Annotated in this window: 12 protein-coding genes; 10 read left to right on the forward strand and 2 right to left on the reverse strand. The window is 71.2% G+C overall.

What is annotated here, in order from left to right; translation table 11 throughout:
* Positions 1-33 precede the first annotated feature (33 nt).
* The 4 genes from ACZ4M5_RS32570 (at position 34) to serA (ending at position 5,406) form a co-directional block, all read left to right on the forward strand.
* Positions 34-1,881 (forward strand): acetolactate synthase large subunit, encoded by a 1,848-nt coding sequence (locus ACZ4M5_RS32570; protein ID WP_467742307.1) that lies wholly within the window; start codon positions 34-36, stop codon positions 1,879-1,881.
* Positions 1,882-1,902: 21 nt separating this feature from the next.
* A complete protein-coding gene (gene ilvN, locus ACZ4M5_RS32575) occupies positions 1,903-2,427 on the forward strand; it encodes an acetolactate synthase small subunit (protein ID WP_467742308.1) in 525 nt (174 codons plus the stop codon).
* A 121-nt stretch (positions 2,428-2,548) separates the two neighbouring features.
* Entirely contained in the window at positions 2,549-3,547 is a 999-nt protein-coding gene (gene ilvC / locus ACZ4M5_RS32580; protein ID WP_467742310.1) for a ketol-acid reductoisomerase, read from the forward strand.
* 269 nt (positions 3,548-3,816) lie between these two features.
* A complete protein-coding gene (serA, locus tag ACZ4M5_RS32585; RefSeq protein WP_467742312.1) occupies positions 3,817-5,406 on the forward strand; it encodes a phosphoglycerate dehydrogenase in 1,590 nt (529 codons plus the stop codon).
* 192 nt (positions 5,407-5,598) lie between these two features.
* Here serA and ACZ4M5_RS32590 read toward each other — a convergent pair whose 3' ends face one another.
* Entirely contained in the window at positions 5,599-6,849 is a 1,251-nt protein-coding gene (locus ACZ4M5_RS32590) for a PucR family transcriptional regulator (protein ID WP_467742314.1), read from the reverse strand.
* Positions 6,850-7,041: 192 nt separating this feature from the next.
* Here ACZ4M5_RS32590 and ACZ4M5_RS32595 point away from each other — a divergent pair, with 192 nt between their 5' ends.
* The 4 genes from ACZ4M5_RS32595 to ACZ4M5_RS32610 all read left to right on the forward strand — a co-directional run bounded on the left by ACZ4M5_RS32595 (position 7,042) and on the right by ACZ4M5_RS32610 (position 10,658).
* Positions 7,042-7,968: a proline dehydrogenase family protein gene (locus tag ACZ4M5_RS32595; protein ID WP_467742316.1), complete on the forward strand. Its 927-nt coding sequence runs from the start codon at positions 7,042-7,044 to the stop codon at positions 7,966-7,968.
* 54 nt (positions 7,969-8,022) lie between these two features.
* The gene (gene pruA, locus ACZ4M5_RS32600; RefSeq protein WP_467742318.1) at positions 8,023-9,654 is read left to right on the forward strand and encodes an L-glutamate gamma-semialdehyde dehydrogenase; all 1,632 of its coding nucleotides are present in this window, start codon (positions 8,023-8,025) and stop codon (positions 9,652-9,654) included.
* Positions 9,655-9,729: 75 nt separating this feature from the next.
* Entirely contained in the window at positions 9,730-10,272 is a 543-nt protein-coding gene (locus ACZ4M5_RS32605; RefSeq protein WP_467742320.1) for a GNAT family N-acetyltransferase, read from the forward strand.
* Between the two features lie 254 nt (positions 10,273-10,526).
* Entirely contained in the window at positions 10,527-10,658 is a 132-nt protein-coding gene (locus tag ACZ4M5_RS32610; protein ID WP_389093301.1) for a hypothetical protein, read from the forward strand.
* Positions 10,659-10,704: 46 nt separating this feature from the next.
* Here ACZ4M5_RS32610 and ACZ4M5_RS32615 read toward each other — a convergent pair whose 3' ends face one another.
* On the reverse strand, positions 10,705-12,294 hold the full coding sequence (locus ACZ4M5_RS32615; RefSeq protein ID WP_467742322.1) for a purple acid phosphatase family protein: 1,590 nt from the start codon (positions 12,292-12,294) through the stop codon (positions 10,705-10,707).
* A gap of 163 nt (positions 12,295-12,457) precedes the next feature.
* Here ACZ4M5_RS32615 and ACZ4M5_RS32620 point away from each other — a divergent pair, with 163 nt between their 5' ends.
* Positions 12,458-13,510, forward strand: a complete 1,053-nt coding sequence (locus tag ACZ4M5_RS32620; RefSeq protein WP_467742324.1) for a 3-isopropylmalate dehydrogenase — start codon at positions 12,458-12,460, stop codon at positions 13,508-13,510.
* Between the two features lie 243 nt (positions 13,511-13,753).
* On the forward strand, positions 13,754-14,842 hold the full coding sequence (locus tag ACZ4M5_RS32625) for a branched-chain amino acid aminotransferase (RefSeq protein WP_467742326.1): 1,089 nt from the start codon (positions 13,754-13,756) through the stop codon (positions 14,840-14,842).
* The last annotated feature ends 40 nt before the right edge of the window (positions 14,843-14,882 follow it).

The following is a 14,882-nucleotide window of genomic DNA, read 5'->3' on the forward strand; positions in this document are numbered from 1 at the left end:
CAAAAACCCTCAGCATCTGAGAAGAGATTGCCGATGACCGAGCAGGCCACCGGGGCCCACCACCCGCAGCCCCGGCCCCGATCCGGAGGACAGCACTCCGCCCCCGAGCACGTCACGGGCGCGCAGTCCCTCATCCGCTCTCTCGAGGAGGTCGGCGCCGACACGGTATTCGGCATCCCCGGCGGCTGCATCCTCCCGGCGTACGACCCGCTGATGGACTCCACCAAGGTGCGCCACGTCCTGGTCCGGCACGAGCAGGGCGCCGGCCACGCGGCCGAGGGCTACGCGCAGGCCACCGGCAAGGTCGGCGTCTGCATGGCGACCTCCGGCCCCGGCGCCACCAACCTGGTCACCCCGATCGCCGACGCGCACATGGACTCGGTGCCGCTCGTCGCGATCACCGGGCAGGTGGCGTCCAAGGCGATCGGCACGGACGCCTTCCAGGAGGCGGACATCGTCGGCATCACCATGCCGATCACCAAGCACAACTTCCTCGTCACCAAGGCCGAGGACATCCCGCGGGTCATCGCGCAGGCCTTCCACATCGCCTCCACCGGCCGCCCCGGCCCGGTCCTGGTCGACATCGCCAAGGACGCCCTCCAGGCGCGGACGACCTTCTCCTGGCCGCCGGCCATGGACCTGCCCGGCTACCGCCCGGTGACCAAGCCGCACGCCAAGCAGATCCGCGAGGCCGCCAAGCTGATCACCTCCGCCCGACGGCCGGTGCTGTACGTCGGCGGCGGTGTGCTCAAGGCCAAGGCGACCGCCGAGCTGAAGGTCCTCGCCGAGCTGACCGGCGCACCCGTCACCACCACGCTGATGGCGCTCGGCGCGTTCCCCGACCAGCACCCGCAGCACCTGGGCATGCCGGGCATGCACGGCTCGGTGGCCGCGGTGACCGCCCTGCAGAAGGCCGACCTGATCGTGGCGCTGGGCGCCCGCTTCGACGACCGCGTCACCGGCAAGCTGGACAGCTTCGCCCCGTTCGCCAAGATCGTCCACGCCGACATCGACCCGGCCGAGATCGGCAAGAACCGCGCCGCCGACGTGCCGATCGTCGGGGACGCCCGCGAGGTCATCGCCGACCTGATCCAGGCCGTGCAGAAGGAGCACAGCGAGGGTCACCAGGGCGACTACGCGATGTGGTGGAACGACCTCAACCGCTGGCGCGAGACCTACCCGCTCGGCTACGACCAGCCCGGCGACGGTTCGCTCTCCCCGCAGCAGGTCATCGAGCGCATCGGCCGGCTCGCCCCGGAGGGCACGATCTTCACCGCGGGCGTCGGCCAGCACCAGATGTGGGCCGCCCACTTCATCCAGTACGACAAGCCCGGCACCTGGCTCAACTCCGGCGGCGCCGGGACCATGGGCTACGCCGTCCCGGCCGCCATGGGCGCCAAGGCCGGGGCGCCGGACAAGGCGGTCTGGGCCATCGACGGCGACGGCTGCTTCCAGATGACCAACCAGGAACTGGCCACCTGCGCCCTGAACAACATCCCGATCAAGGTCGCCATCATCAACAACGGCGCCCTCGGGATGGTCCGCCAGTGGCAGACCCTCTTCTACAACCAGCGGTACTCCAACACCGTGCTGCACTCCGGCCCGGACGACGTCAACCCCGAGGCCCGCGGCACCCGCGTCCCCGACTTCGTCAAGCTGTCGGAGGCCATGGGCTGTTACGCCATCCGCTGCGAGGACCCGGCCGACCTGGACAAGGTCATCGAGGAGGCGAACTCCATCAACGACCGCCCGGTCGTCGTGGACTTCGTCGTCCACGAGGACGCGATGGTGTGGCCGATGGTCGCCGCCGGCACCTCCAACGACGAGATCATGGCCGCCCGGGACGTCCGCCCCGACTTCGGCGACAACGAAGACGACTGAGCGAGAGAGACGTAAAAGACCATGTCCAAGCACACGCTCTCCGTCCTGGTGGAGAACACCCCCGGCATCCTGGCCCGGATCGCCGCCCTCTTCTCCCGCCGCGGCTTCAACATCGACTCGCTCGCGGTGGGCGTCACCGAGCACCCCGACATCTCGCGCATCACCATCGTCGTCGGCGTGGAGGACCTGCCGCTGGAGCAGGTCACCAAGCAGCTCAACAAGCTCGTCAACGTGCTGAAGATCGTCGAGCTGGAGCCGTCGCAGGCGGTGCAGCGCGAACTCGTTCTGGTGAAGGTGCGTGCCGACAACGAGACGCGCTCCCAGATCGTCGAGATCGTCCAGCTGTTCCGCGCCAAGACCGTCGACGTCTCCCCGGAGGCCGTCACCGTCGAGGCCACCGGCTCCGGCGAGAAGCTCTCCGCGATGCTCAAGATGCTGGAGCCGTACGGCATCAAGGAGCTCGTGCAGTCCGGCACGATCGCGATCGGCCGCGGTGCCCGTTCCATCACGGACCGGTCGCTGCGTGCTCTGGACCGATCGGCCTGAGCAGCGAAGCGGGCGGTCGGCGCGCTGCCGCCCGCCCGCATCCCGAGACCCTCACGCTTCCCTTCCGCCCCCCGTCATACGGTGGGACGCAACACCTGCACTCCCGAGGAGAGAACCCAAAGTGGCCGAGCTGTTCTACGACGCCGACGCCGACCTGTCCATCATCCAGGGCCGCAAGGTCGCGGTCATCGGGTACGGCAGCCAGGGCCACGCCCACGCGCTGTCGCTCCGTGACTCGGGTGTCGACGTCCGCGTCGGTCTGCACGAGGGCTCCAAGTCCAAGGCCAAGGCCGAGGAGCAGGGCCTGCGCGTGGTGAGCCCGTCGGAGGCCGCCGCCGAGGCCGACGTCATCATGATCCTGGTCCCGGACCCGATCCAGGCCGAGGTCTACGAGAAGCACATCAAGGACAACCTGAAGGACGGCGACGCGCTGTTCTTCGGCCACGGCCTGAACATCCGCTACGGCTTCATCAAGCCCCCGGCCGGCGTCGACGTCTGCATGGTCGCCCCGAAGGGCCCGGGCCACCTGGTCCGCCGCCAGTACGAGGAGGGCCGCGGCGTTCCGTGCATCGCCGCCGTCGAGCAGGACGCCACGGGCAACGGCTTCCAGCTGGCCCTGTCCTACGCCAAGGGCATCGGCGGCACCCGCGCCGGCGTCATCAAGACGACCTTCACCGAGGAGACCGAGACCGACCTGTTCGGTGAGCAGGCCGTCCTGTGCGGTGGCACCGCGGCCCTGGTCAAGGCGGGCTTCGAGACCCTGACCGAGGCCGGCTACCAGCCGGAGATCGCCTACTTCGAGTGCCTGCACGAGCTGAAGCTGATCGTGGACCTCATGTACGAGGGCGGCCTGGAGAAGATGCGCTGGTCGATCTCCGAGACCGCCGAGTGGGGCGACTACGTCACCGGCCCGCGGATCATCACCGACGCCACCAAGGCCGAGATGAAGCAGGTCCTCGCCGAGATCCAGGACGGCACCTTCGCCAAGAACTGGATGGACGAGTACCACGGCGGTCTGAAGAAGTACAACGAGTACAAGAAGCAGGACAGCGAGCACCTGCTGGAGACCACCGGCAAGGAGCTGCGCAAGCTCATGTCGTGGGTGGACGAGGAGGCGTAAGCCCCCCGCCCGAGGGGCCGGAGCGACCCGCTCCGGCCCCGTCGGCGAACCCCGGGTAACGTCGGTGGTACCGGCGTTGTCCATCCCGTCCCGCCACGGACGGGTGATCCTTCCGCAGCGGCACAGGACGACGCCGTCAGCGCCACTAGACTGCTGCACACATACGCGTCAGGCCCACAGCGTCGTGCGTCTTCCACGCGGCAAGCACCCCTCCACCGCCTGCGGCCGTCGGGACGGCCGTCCGCAGCACTGGACTTGTGAGGACTCACGTGAGCTCGAAACCTGTCGTACTCATCGCTGAAGAGCTGTCGCCCGCCACCGTCGACGCCCTGGGCCCGGACTTCGAGATCCGGCACTGCAACGGCGCGGACCGCGCCGAGCTGCTCCCCGCCATCGCCGACGTCGACGCGATCCTCATCCGCTCGGCCACCAAGGTCGACGCCGAGGCGATCGCCGCCGCGAGCAGGCTCAAGGTCGTCGCACGAGCCGGCGTCGGCCTGGACAACGTGGACGTCTCCGCCGCCACCAAAGCCGGCGTGATGGTCGTCAACGCCCCGACCTCCAACATCGTGACCGCCGCCGAGCTGGCCTGCGGTCTGCTCGTCGCCACCGCCCGCCACATCCCGCAGGCCAACGCCGCGCTGAAGAACGGCGAGTGGAAGCGCAGCAAGTACACGGGCGTGGAGCTGGCCGAGAAGACCCTCGGTGTCGTCGGCCTCGGGCGCATCGGCGCGCTCGTCGCCCAGCGCATGTCCGGGTTCGGTATGAAGGTCGTCGCCTACGACCCCTACATCCAGCCCGCCCGCGCCGCGCAGATGGGCGTCAAGGTGCTGTCGCTGGACGAGCTGCTCGAGGTCTCCGACTTCATCACCGTCCACCTGCCCAAGACGCCCGAGACGGTCGGCCTGATCGGCGACGAGGCGCTGCGCAAGGTCAAGCCGAGCGTGCGCATCGTCAACGCCGCGCGCGGCGGCATCGTGGACGAGGAGGCGCTGTACTCGGCGCTGAAGGAGGGCCGGGTCGCCGGCGCCGGTCTCGACGTGTACGCGAAGGAGCCCTGCACGGACTCCCCGCTGTTCGAGTTCGACCAGGTCGTCGCCACCCCGCACCTCGGTGCCTCCACCGACGAGGCGCAGGAGAAGGCCGGTATCGCCGTGGCCCGCTCGGTGCGCCTCGCGCTGGCCGGTGAGCTCGTGCCGGACGCGGTGAACGTGCAGGGCGGTGTCATCGCCGAGGACGTCAAGCCGGGCCTGCCGCTCGCCGAGCGCCTCGGCCGCATCTTCACCGCGCTCGCCGGCGAGGTCGCGGTCCGCCTGGACGTCGAGGTGTACGGCGAGATCACCCAGCACGACGTGAAGGTGCTGGAGCTGTCCGCCCTCAAGGGCGTCTTCGAGGACGTCGTCGACGAGACGGTGTCCTACGTCAACGCCCCGCTGTTCGCGCAGGAGCGCGGTGTCGAGGTGCGCCTGACGACCAGCTCCGAGGCGAGCGAGCACCGCAACGTCGTCACGGTGCGCGGCACCCTGGCCGACGGCGAGGAGGTGTCGGTCTCCGGCACGCTGGCCGGCCCCAAGCACCTGCAGAAGATCGTCGCCGTCGGGGAGTACGACGTCGACCTCGCGCTCGCCGACCACATGCTGGTCCTGCGGTACGAGGACCGGCCGGGCGTCGTCGGCACGGTGGGCCGCATCCTCGGTGAGGCCGGCCTCAACATCGCGGGCATGCAGGTGTCCCGTGCGGTGGCCGGCGGTGAGGCGCTGGCGGTGCTGACCGTGGACGACACGGTGACCTCCGGGGTGCTGGCCGAGGTGGCGGCGGAGATCGGCGCGACGTCGGCCCGCTCCGTGAACCTGGTCTGACCCTTCCGGGGGAGCCCGGGGGCCTCGGCCCCCGGGGCCCTTTCCTCCGGCAGCGAGATGCATCCCCGGACGCCGGACGGGCCGAGCTGAGCGGCCTGTCCGGCGTCTTCTCGCGCCCAGATCCGGCGCGGGGCTCTCCCCGCCGGGTCCTGCCAGGTGATCGAGGCCGCCGAGGGGAAGTGACGTCCCGGCTCAGAGCCGGTGGGCCTTCAGGGCCATGTGCAGCAGCAGGCGGTCCTCGCCGTCGTCGAGGTCGAGGCCGGTGAGCTTCTCGATCCGGGACAGGCGGTAGTACAAGGTCTGCCGGTGCACGCCCAGTTCGGCGGCGGCCCGGGCGGCCTGGCCGGCGCAGTCGAGGTAGACCTCGGCCGTCCGGGCGAGGTCCCGGTGGACGGGTGCGAGCAGGGTGCGTGCGACGGGGTCGTGGACGACCTCCGGGGGCAGCGCGGTCAGCAGCCGGTACGGCCCGATCGACGCCCACTCGGCGACCGGCCCCAGCCGGGGCTCGGCCAGTGCCGACCGGGCCGCCGCCGACGCCTCCCCCCAGGCGGTGCCCAGCTCGGCCAGGCCGGCACGAGGGGCGGCCACCCCGGCCGCGTGCCCGTCCGCGGCGGCCGGGCCCGCAGGGGCGGGCCCCTGCGTGGACCGGGCGGCGCCCGGCACCGGCCCGCCGGGGCCGCTTCCGGTGCGGGCCCGGTCCAGCAGCCGCGCCGCCGCGGTGGCCGCCGGGGTCAGCACCTCGGGGGAACGCAGCCGGATCAGTACGGCCAGGCACTGCGCGGCGGCGCCCCACGGCAGGGTGCACAGCGCCGTCGCCCCCGGGACGGCCCGCACCGAGGGCGCGTCGTCCGGGTCCGCCGACGGCCAGGGGGCGACGCACACCACCGTGTGCAGGGCGTCGGCGCGGGCGCCGAGGGCGGTGCGCAGCTCGGCCACGGCCATGTCCTGCGGCCAGCCGCGCTCCGCGGTGAGGACCGCCCTCAGCTCGCGGCTGAGGTCGGCGCCGTGCTGGGCCTCGTCCGCGAGCAGGGCGCCGATGCGGGCCGTCACCTCCATGGCGGCGGACAGCTGCCGCTCGCCGGGGCCGGGGTCGTCGTCCAGCAGCCAGACGTAGCCGTGCACCACGCCCCGGTGGCGGACCGGGAGGCAGATCCGGCCCCGGTAGACGCCGGCCTCGGGGGTCGGCGGGATGCGGACCGGCTGGGTCGCACGGGTGATGCCGAAGCCCTCGAACCAGGCCCGGACCGCGGCCGTCGAACGGCGGGTGAGGATCGAGCGGGTGCGCACCGGGTCCAGCGCCGAGGGGTCGAGGTCGCCCTCGCTGTCGTAGGCGCCGAAGGCGATCAGCTCGAAGTCGCGGTTCTCCAGCGTCGCGGGCGCCCCGAGCAGCTCCGAGATCTCGTCGACCAGCTCCTGGTAGTCACCCCTGTGTTCCGGCGTCACCCGGGCATTGTCCCTCACCACGACCGACCCTTCATACAACTGTCTGAGATCTGCGGCACGGATGCGTGACAGCTGTCGATGGCAGACGATCGGAGGGATCCTTAGGTTTCACGGTGGTTCTCCGTGCCGTACCCGACGCGTCGCCCGCGAGGGGTCCGGCCTTCACGTTGCTTGTGCTCCTGGAGGTGCCCCGTGCTGGGTCCCGTGATTCTCGCCGCGTCTCGCAGCGACCGGATGCGACGCCTGATCTCGGCGGCCCCGGTGACCAAGCAGGTCGTCGACCGCTTCATCCCGGGCGAGGACGTCGACGACATCGTCCCGGTCATCCGCGAGCTGTCCGAGCGGGGCCTGGAGCTGACGATGGACGTCGTCGGCGAGGACATCACCACCCCGGAGCAGGCCGCCGCCGCCCGGGACGCCTACCTGGAGCTGATCGACCGGCTCAAGCCGCTGGAGCTCGGCACCCGCGCCGAGATGTCGGTGAAGCTGTCGATGTTCGGCCAGGCCCTCCAGGGCGGCCACGAGCTGGCCCTGGAGAACGTCCGCCCGGTCGTCGAGGCCGCCGCCGAGATCGGCACCACGGTGACGCTCGACGCCGAGGACCACACCACCCTCGACTCGATGTTCGCCATCCACGAGGAGCTGCGGAAGGACTTCCCGCAGACCGGCTGCGTCATCCAGGCGTACCTGTTCCGCACCGAGGACGACGCCCGCCGCCTCGCCGCGAGCGGCAGCCGGGTCCGCCTGGTCAAGGGCGCGTACAAGGAGCCCGCCTCGGTGGCCCTCCAGGACAGGCACGAGATCGACCGGGCATACGTGCGGATCCTGAGGACGTTGATGGAGGGGGAGGGGTACCCGATGGTCGGGTCCCACGACCCGCGCCTGATCGCCATCGCCCAGGAGCTGGCCCACCAGGCCGGGCGCAAGCCCGGCGACTACGAGTTCCAGATGCTCTACGGCATCCGCGCCGAGGAGCACGTCCGGCTGGCCGCCGAGGGACACCGCATGCGCGTCTACACCGCGTACGGCACCGACTGGTACGGCTACTTCATGCGGCGCCTCGCGGAGAAGCCGGCCAACCTGCGCTTCTTCGCCCGTTCGATGCTCACCAAGGGCTGACAGCTCGACCAGGGCTGAGACCGCCACACCGCTCAGTAAGGAGTTACGGAAAACATGGACGCTGTGACCCAGGTCCCCACCCCCGTCAACGAGCCGGTGCACGGCTATGCCCCCGGCTCGCCCGAGCGGGCCCGGCTGGAGGCCAAGCTGAAGGAGCTGGCCGACAATCCGGTCGACCTGCCCTGCACCATCGGCGGCGAGAAGCGGATGGGCGGCGGCGAGGCCTTCCAGGTCGTCCAGCCGCACAACCACAAGGCCGTGCTCGGCACGTACCGCAACGCCACGCAGGCGGACGCCCAGGACGCCATCGACGCGGCCCTGGCCGCCGCGCCCGCCTGGCGCGCGATGTCCTTCGACGACCGCGCGGCGATCATCCTGCGCGCCGCCGAGCTCCTTTCCGGGCCCTGGCGCGAGACCCTCGCCGCCTCCACCATGCTCGGCCAGTCCAAGACCGCCCAGCAGGCCGAGATCGACACGCCCTGCGAGCTGGTCGACTTCTGGCGGTTCAACGTCTCCTACGCCCGCAGCCTCCTCGCCGAGCAGCCGCCGGCGAACTCCCCGGGCGTGTGGAACCGGCTGGACCACCGCCCGCTGGAGGGCTTCGTCTACGCGATCACGCCCTTCAACTTCACCGCGATCGCGGGCAACCTGCCGACGGCCCCCGCCCTGATGGGCAACGTCGTCGTCTGGAAGCCGTCCCCGACGCAGACCCACGCCGCCGTGCTGCTGATGCAGCTGCTGGAGGAGGCCGGTCTGCCCAAGGGCGTCATCAACCTCGTCACCGGCGACGGCATCGAGGTCTCCAAGGTCGCCCTGGAGCACCGCGACCTCGCCGGCATCCACTTCACCGGCTCGACCCCCACCTTCCAGTACCTGTGGAAGACGGTCGGCAACAACATCGAGAAGTACCGCACCTACCCGCGCCTCGTCGGCGAGACCGGCGGCAAGGACTTCCTCGTCGCGCACCCCTCGGCCGACCGGGCCGTCCTGAAGACGGCGTTCACCCGCGGCGCCTTCGAGTTCCAGGGCCAGAAGTGCAGCGCCACCTCCCGGGCGTACATCCCCGCCTCGATCTGGAACTCCGGCTTCAAGGAGGAGCTGGCCGCCGAGGTCGACGGCATCAAGATGGGTGACGTCACCGACCTGTCGAACTTCATCGGCGCCGTCATCGACGAGCGTGCCTTCGCCAAGAACAAGGCCGCCATCGACCGCGCCAAGCAGGACCCGACCTGCACGATCGTCGCGGGCGGCACCTACGACGACTCGGTCGGCTACTTCGTCCGCCCGACCGTCATCGAGTGCACCGACCCGGAGAACGAGGTCTTCCGCACCGAGTACTTCGGCCCGATCATCGCCGTGCACGTCTACGAGGACGACAAGTACGACGAGATGCTGACCCAGATGGAGTCCGTCTCCGACTACGCCCTGACCGGCTCGGTCATCGCCAACGACCGCGCGGCGGCGGCCTACACGGCCGACAAGCTCCGCTACGCGGCCGGCAACTTCTACATCAACGACAAGTCCACCGGCGCCGTCGTCGGCCAGCAGCCCTTCGGCGGCGGCCGTGCCTCCGGCACCAACGACAAGGCCGGCGCCCCGCAGAACCTGATGCGCTGGACCCTGACCCGCGCCATCAAGGAGACGCTGGTCCCGCCGACCGACTACACCTACCCGCACATGGGCTGACGCCCCGCCGCGCCGACGGGCCAGGTCGTGAAAACGACCTGGCCCGTCGGCATGTCCGCGGGGAAGACTGGCCCGATGACCCCGAGCGTGCGCACCGCCCACACCGCCGACCTCGCCCCGGCCGACCTCGACGCCCTGCGGGCCTTCCTCGACGCCGCGTTCGACGGCGACTTCGGCGACGACGACTGGGACCACGGACTCGGCGGCATGCACGTCCTCGTGCACGACGGGGCGGGCCTCGCCGCGCACGGGGCGATCGTGCTGCGCCGCGTGCGCCACCGCGGCCGGTGGCTGCGCACCGGGTACGTCGAGAACGTCGCCGTGCGCGCCGACACCCGCCGCCGGGGGCTCGGCGGACGGGTCATGGCGGAGTTGGAGCGCATCGCGGAGCGCGCCTACGACCTCGCCGCCCTCTCCGCCAGCGACGACGGCGCCGCGCTCTACACCGCCCGCGGCTGGCGGGTGTGGCGCGGCGAGGTGCACGCCCTCAGCCCGCTGCACGGCGACGTGCGGCTGCCCGAGGAGGAGGGGAGCACCTACGTGCGCACCGCCCGCGCCGCCCTCCTGGACCCCGCGCACCCCCTGCTGTTCGACTGGCGGGACGGAGACGTCCTGTAGGCGTCACCCCAGGTCGGAGGGGGGTGACCCGATGCGCCGTCTCAGATAGTAGGAAGTCCGAGTAATTGTGGAGACAGACGCTCCGCCCTCCCTTAGCTTTGTAGGAGCCGAACGTCTCGCTCGACCAAGCGAATGGCGGTCGTGAGCCGGACCCCGTGCAGGCAACCCCTGCGGCCGTGCTCCCCGCCCCCTTCCGGCGTCTCGAATCCCCTTTCCCGCGCACTCCGTGCTGTTCCCGAAGGAGTCGATGTCCCATGGCCGAGACGACCGTCCGCCGCCGAGTCCGCCACCTCTCCCGTACGAGCGAGTCCGACCGCAAGAACGCCGCCGCCGCGCTCCAGCGCGCCCTCGACCGCAGGGACAACGGCGGATCCACCGGCCACTGAGCCGCCACACGACCGGGAGCCACCCGACGGGGCGCGGTGCGGGGCCTCAGGCCCCGCGCCGCACCTCGAAGTGGTCGATGCGCTCACCGCCGGACGCCAGCGCCTCCACCTTCAGCCGCGGGTCGGCGCCGCCGATCGCCTCCACCGAGAGGAACGAGAAGCCCCGGTAGCGCACCCGCGACCACCGCACCGACTCCGGCTCGGTGTCCCGGGACCTCGTCCAGCGGAACGTGGTGACCGGCTCGTCCGGCTCGTCCTTCGCAGGCCGCCCCTCGTGGCTCTCCCGCACACCGCCCGGGAAGCCGTACAGCTCCTTGCCGCCGCCGCCCGCGGTGACGTACACGATCCCGTCCCGGCGCGGGTCCGTCGTCCCGCCGACCGGCACCGGCCGGCCCACCTCACCGTCCTTCACGGCGTCGGTGCGCTCGTAGACGTGGTTGTGCCCGTTGATCACCAGGTCCACCTCGTGCCGGGCGAACAGCGGCAGCCACGCCGCGCGCACCCCGCCGTCGGAGGCGTGCGTCGACGTCGAGTACGCGCAGTGGTGGAAGAAGACGACCACGAAGTCGACCGCCGCGTCGGCGCGCAGTTCGCCGAGCTTCCGGTCCAGCCAGCGCGTCTGCCGGCCCTCGCTGTAGCCGAAGTTGGCGGGGATCTCGTAGGAGACGTCGTTGGCGTCCAGCGCCACCACGCCCACGTTGCCGTAGGTGAAGGCGTACACGCCCGGAGCCGTGCGCGGGTCGAAGCCGCTGTCCGGCAGGGAGAAGCGGGCGAGCTGGCCGCCGTAGCCGTCGGGGGAGTACCACGCCTCCATGTCGTGGTTGCCGGTGGTCACCATCCACGGCACCGACCTGGCGACCGGGTCGGTCTGCCGCAGGAACCGGTCCCACTGGCTCGCGTCGAAGACGTCCGAGTCCTTGCCCTTGCCGGTCGGGTCGGCGTAGCAGATGTCCCCCGCGTGCAGGTGGAACGCCGGGTCCCGGCGCAGCAGCGCACGGTCGATCAGGGCGGCCTCCGGGCCCACGCCTTGGTCGCCGAAGGCGGTGAAGACGAACCGCTCGGGCGCTCGCGCCGGGGCCGTGCGGAAGGAGGCGACAGTCGGGCGGTGGCCGGGCGACGCCGGGTCGAAGCCGTCGTGGCCCACACCGTAGTAATACGTGGTGCCCGGCCGCAGACCGTCCAGGGCCGCGTGCAGGTAGTACTGCTCCACCGGTGCCCGGACGCCCTTCAGCCCCGGGGTGTGCAGGTCGCGCAGCTCCGCCTCGATCTTGCGGCCGAGGTCGTCCGGGCGCAGCCCGACGCGGACGTACGGCTTCCGCACCGCGAGGGGCACCTGCCAGGAGATCCGCATCTGCGTCTTCGGGTCGGCGCCGAAGGCGAGATGGCGGCCGAACGGGGTGACGAGGGCGCCGGGCGCCGTCGACGTGACGGCCGACGGGGCTCGGGTCGCGGTCGCGCCGCCCTGCCCGGCGCCGGTGCGCCCGCCCGAGCAGCCGGTCAGCAGCCCGCTCGCGACCGCGCCCGCGGTGACCAGCGTGCGCCGCCGCGACAGCCGGGCGCGCAGGTATGCGTGCTGCTCCGCCATGCTCATCCGGTGCGCGAGTTCGGGCGGGATGCCGAAGTGGGGGATCTCCATGTCCGGGAAGTTCCCAGCACGGGCCGACGGCCGCCCCACACCCGGGTGAACGGAGCCTGACGGACCAGTGCCGTCCCCCGGTCGGACGCGGCGCCGGTGCCCCCGGGTGTCCGCATCCCGGACACCGCATGTCATCCCATGGGACGAGGAGTAGGGTGCTCGCATGTCGGCAAGCTCTCGCATCATCGATCTCGCAGTGATCCCCGGTGACGGCATCGGCCAGGAAGTGGTGGCCGAAGGCCTGAAGGTCCTCTCCGCCGTCCTTCCGCAGGATGTGAAGCTGGAGACCAAGGAGTACGACTTCGGCGCCCGGCGCTACCACGCCACCGGTGAGACCCTCACCGACGCCGACCTCGACGCCCTGAAGCAGCACGACGCCATCCTGCTCGGCGCGATCGGCGACCCGTCCGTGCCGTCCGGCGTCCTGGAGCGCGGCTTCCTGCTGAAGCTGCGTTTCGCCTTCGACCACCACGTGAACCTGCGCCCGTCGAAGCTCCTGCCGGGTGTGGACACGCCCCTCAAGGGCGAGCCGGCCATCGACTTCGTCGTGGTCCGCGAGGGCACCGAGGGCCCGTACACCGGCAACGGCGGCACCATCCGCAAGGGCACCGAGCACGAGGTCGCCACCGAGGTGTCGGTCAACACGGCGTTCGGTGTGGAGCGCGTGGTCCGTGACGCCTTCGCCCGTGCCCAGGCCCGTCCGCGCAAGAAGCTGGCGCTCATCCACAAGAACAACGTGCTGACCTTCGCGGGTCACCTGTGGACGGACGTCTTCAACAAGGTGGCGGCGGAGTACCCCGAGGTCACCACCGAATACATGCACGTGGACGCGGCGACGATCTACCTCGTCACGCAGCCCGAGCGCTTCGACGTGATCGTCACCGACAACCTCTTCGGCGACATCGTCACCGACCTCGCCGCGGCCGTCTCCGGCGGTATCGGCGTCGCCGCGAGCGGCAACATCAACCCCTCCGGCGAGTTCCCCTCGATGTTCGAGCCCGTGCACGGCTCGGCTCCGGACATCGCCGGGCAGGGCAAGGCCGACCCGACCGCCACCGTGCTGTCCGTGGCCCTCCTGCTGCGCCACCTCGGTCACGAGGCCGAGGCCGACCGCATCGACGAGGCGGTGGCCGCCGACCTCGCCGAGCGCACCGGCAGGCCCGCCCGCTCCACCTCGGAGATCGGCGACGCGCTCGCCGTACGAGTAGCCGGCTGACCCGCCGCTGCTTTTCCGCAAGCCGCCGGGTCGCATCCGCACCCGGCGGCTTTCGCATGCTCCCGCCGGGTGTCACCATCGACCACCGGGTCGGATTCACCCCGTTCCTTCCGCCTCCGCCCACGGGCGATAATCGAACGTGAGGCCGCGGAATGAGGGAATGCTCGGACGTCCTAGCACTGGTCCTCGCCAGAGCGGTACCGAGCGCGGCCCGTCACTACAACCGGTGAAGGACATCAACCCATGACGACGCCCACGATCGAGCTCAAGCCCTCCGCCAACCCGCTTGCCGCAAGCGAGCGCGAGGCGATCCTGGCCAACCCCGGGTTCGGCCGGCACTTCACCGACCACATGGTGACGATCAAGTGGACGGAAGGCCGCGGCTGGCACGATGGCCAGCTCGTGCCGTACGCCCCCATCTCCCTCGACCCGGCCACCACGGTCCTGCACTACGCGCAGGAGATCTTCGAGGGCCTCAAGGCCTACCGCCGCCCCGACGGCTCGGTCGCCACCTTCCGGCCGGAGAAGAACGCCGAGCGCTTCCAGCGGTCCGCGCGTCGGCTGGCGATGCCCGAGCTGCCGGTGGAGACGTTCATCGAGGCGTGCGACGCGCTGGTCGCGCAGGACCGCGCGTGGGTCCCGGCGCATGGCGGTGAGGAGTCGCTCTACCTGCGCCCGTTCATGATCGCGACCGAGGTCGGGCTGGGCGTGAAGCCGGCCAACGAGTACCTGTTCCTGGTGATCGCCTCCCCGGCCGGCGCCTACTTCCCGGGCGGCGTGAAGCCGGTGTCCATCTGGGTCTCCGAGGACCGCGTGCGTGCCGTCCCGGGCGGCATGGGCGACGCCAAGACCGGCGGCAACTACGCGGCGTCCCTGCTCGCGCAGGCCGAGGCGGCGGCCAAGGGCTGCGACCAGGTCTGCTACCTCGACGCGGTCGAGCACACCTGGGTCGAGGAGCTCGGCGGCATGAACCTGTACTTCGTGTACGGCAACAAGATCGTCACGCCGTCGCTGACCGGGTCGATCCTGGAGGGCGTCACCCGCGACTCCCTGCTCACCGTCGCCCGCGACCTCGGCTACGAGGCCGAGGAGGGCCGGATCTCGGCCGACCAGTGGCAGCGGGACTCGGAGAACGGCACGCTCACCGAGGTGTTCGCCTGCGGTACGGCCGCGGTCATCACGCCGGTCGGTACGGTCAAGCGGGCCGGGACCGAGTGGCAGCAGAGCGGGGGTGAGCCGGGCGAGGTCACGGTGCGGCTGCGTCAGGCGCTGCTCGACATCCAGCGGGGTACGGCCGAGGACAAGCACGGCTGGATGCACCAGCTGGCCTGAGTGTCCTGGCCCGGTCCTTTGCCCGGCCCCTCGCCCGAAG

It is taken from the genome of Streptomyces sp. NPDC026246, assembly GCF_055567995.1.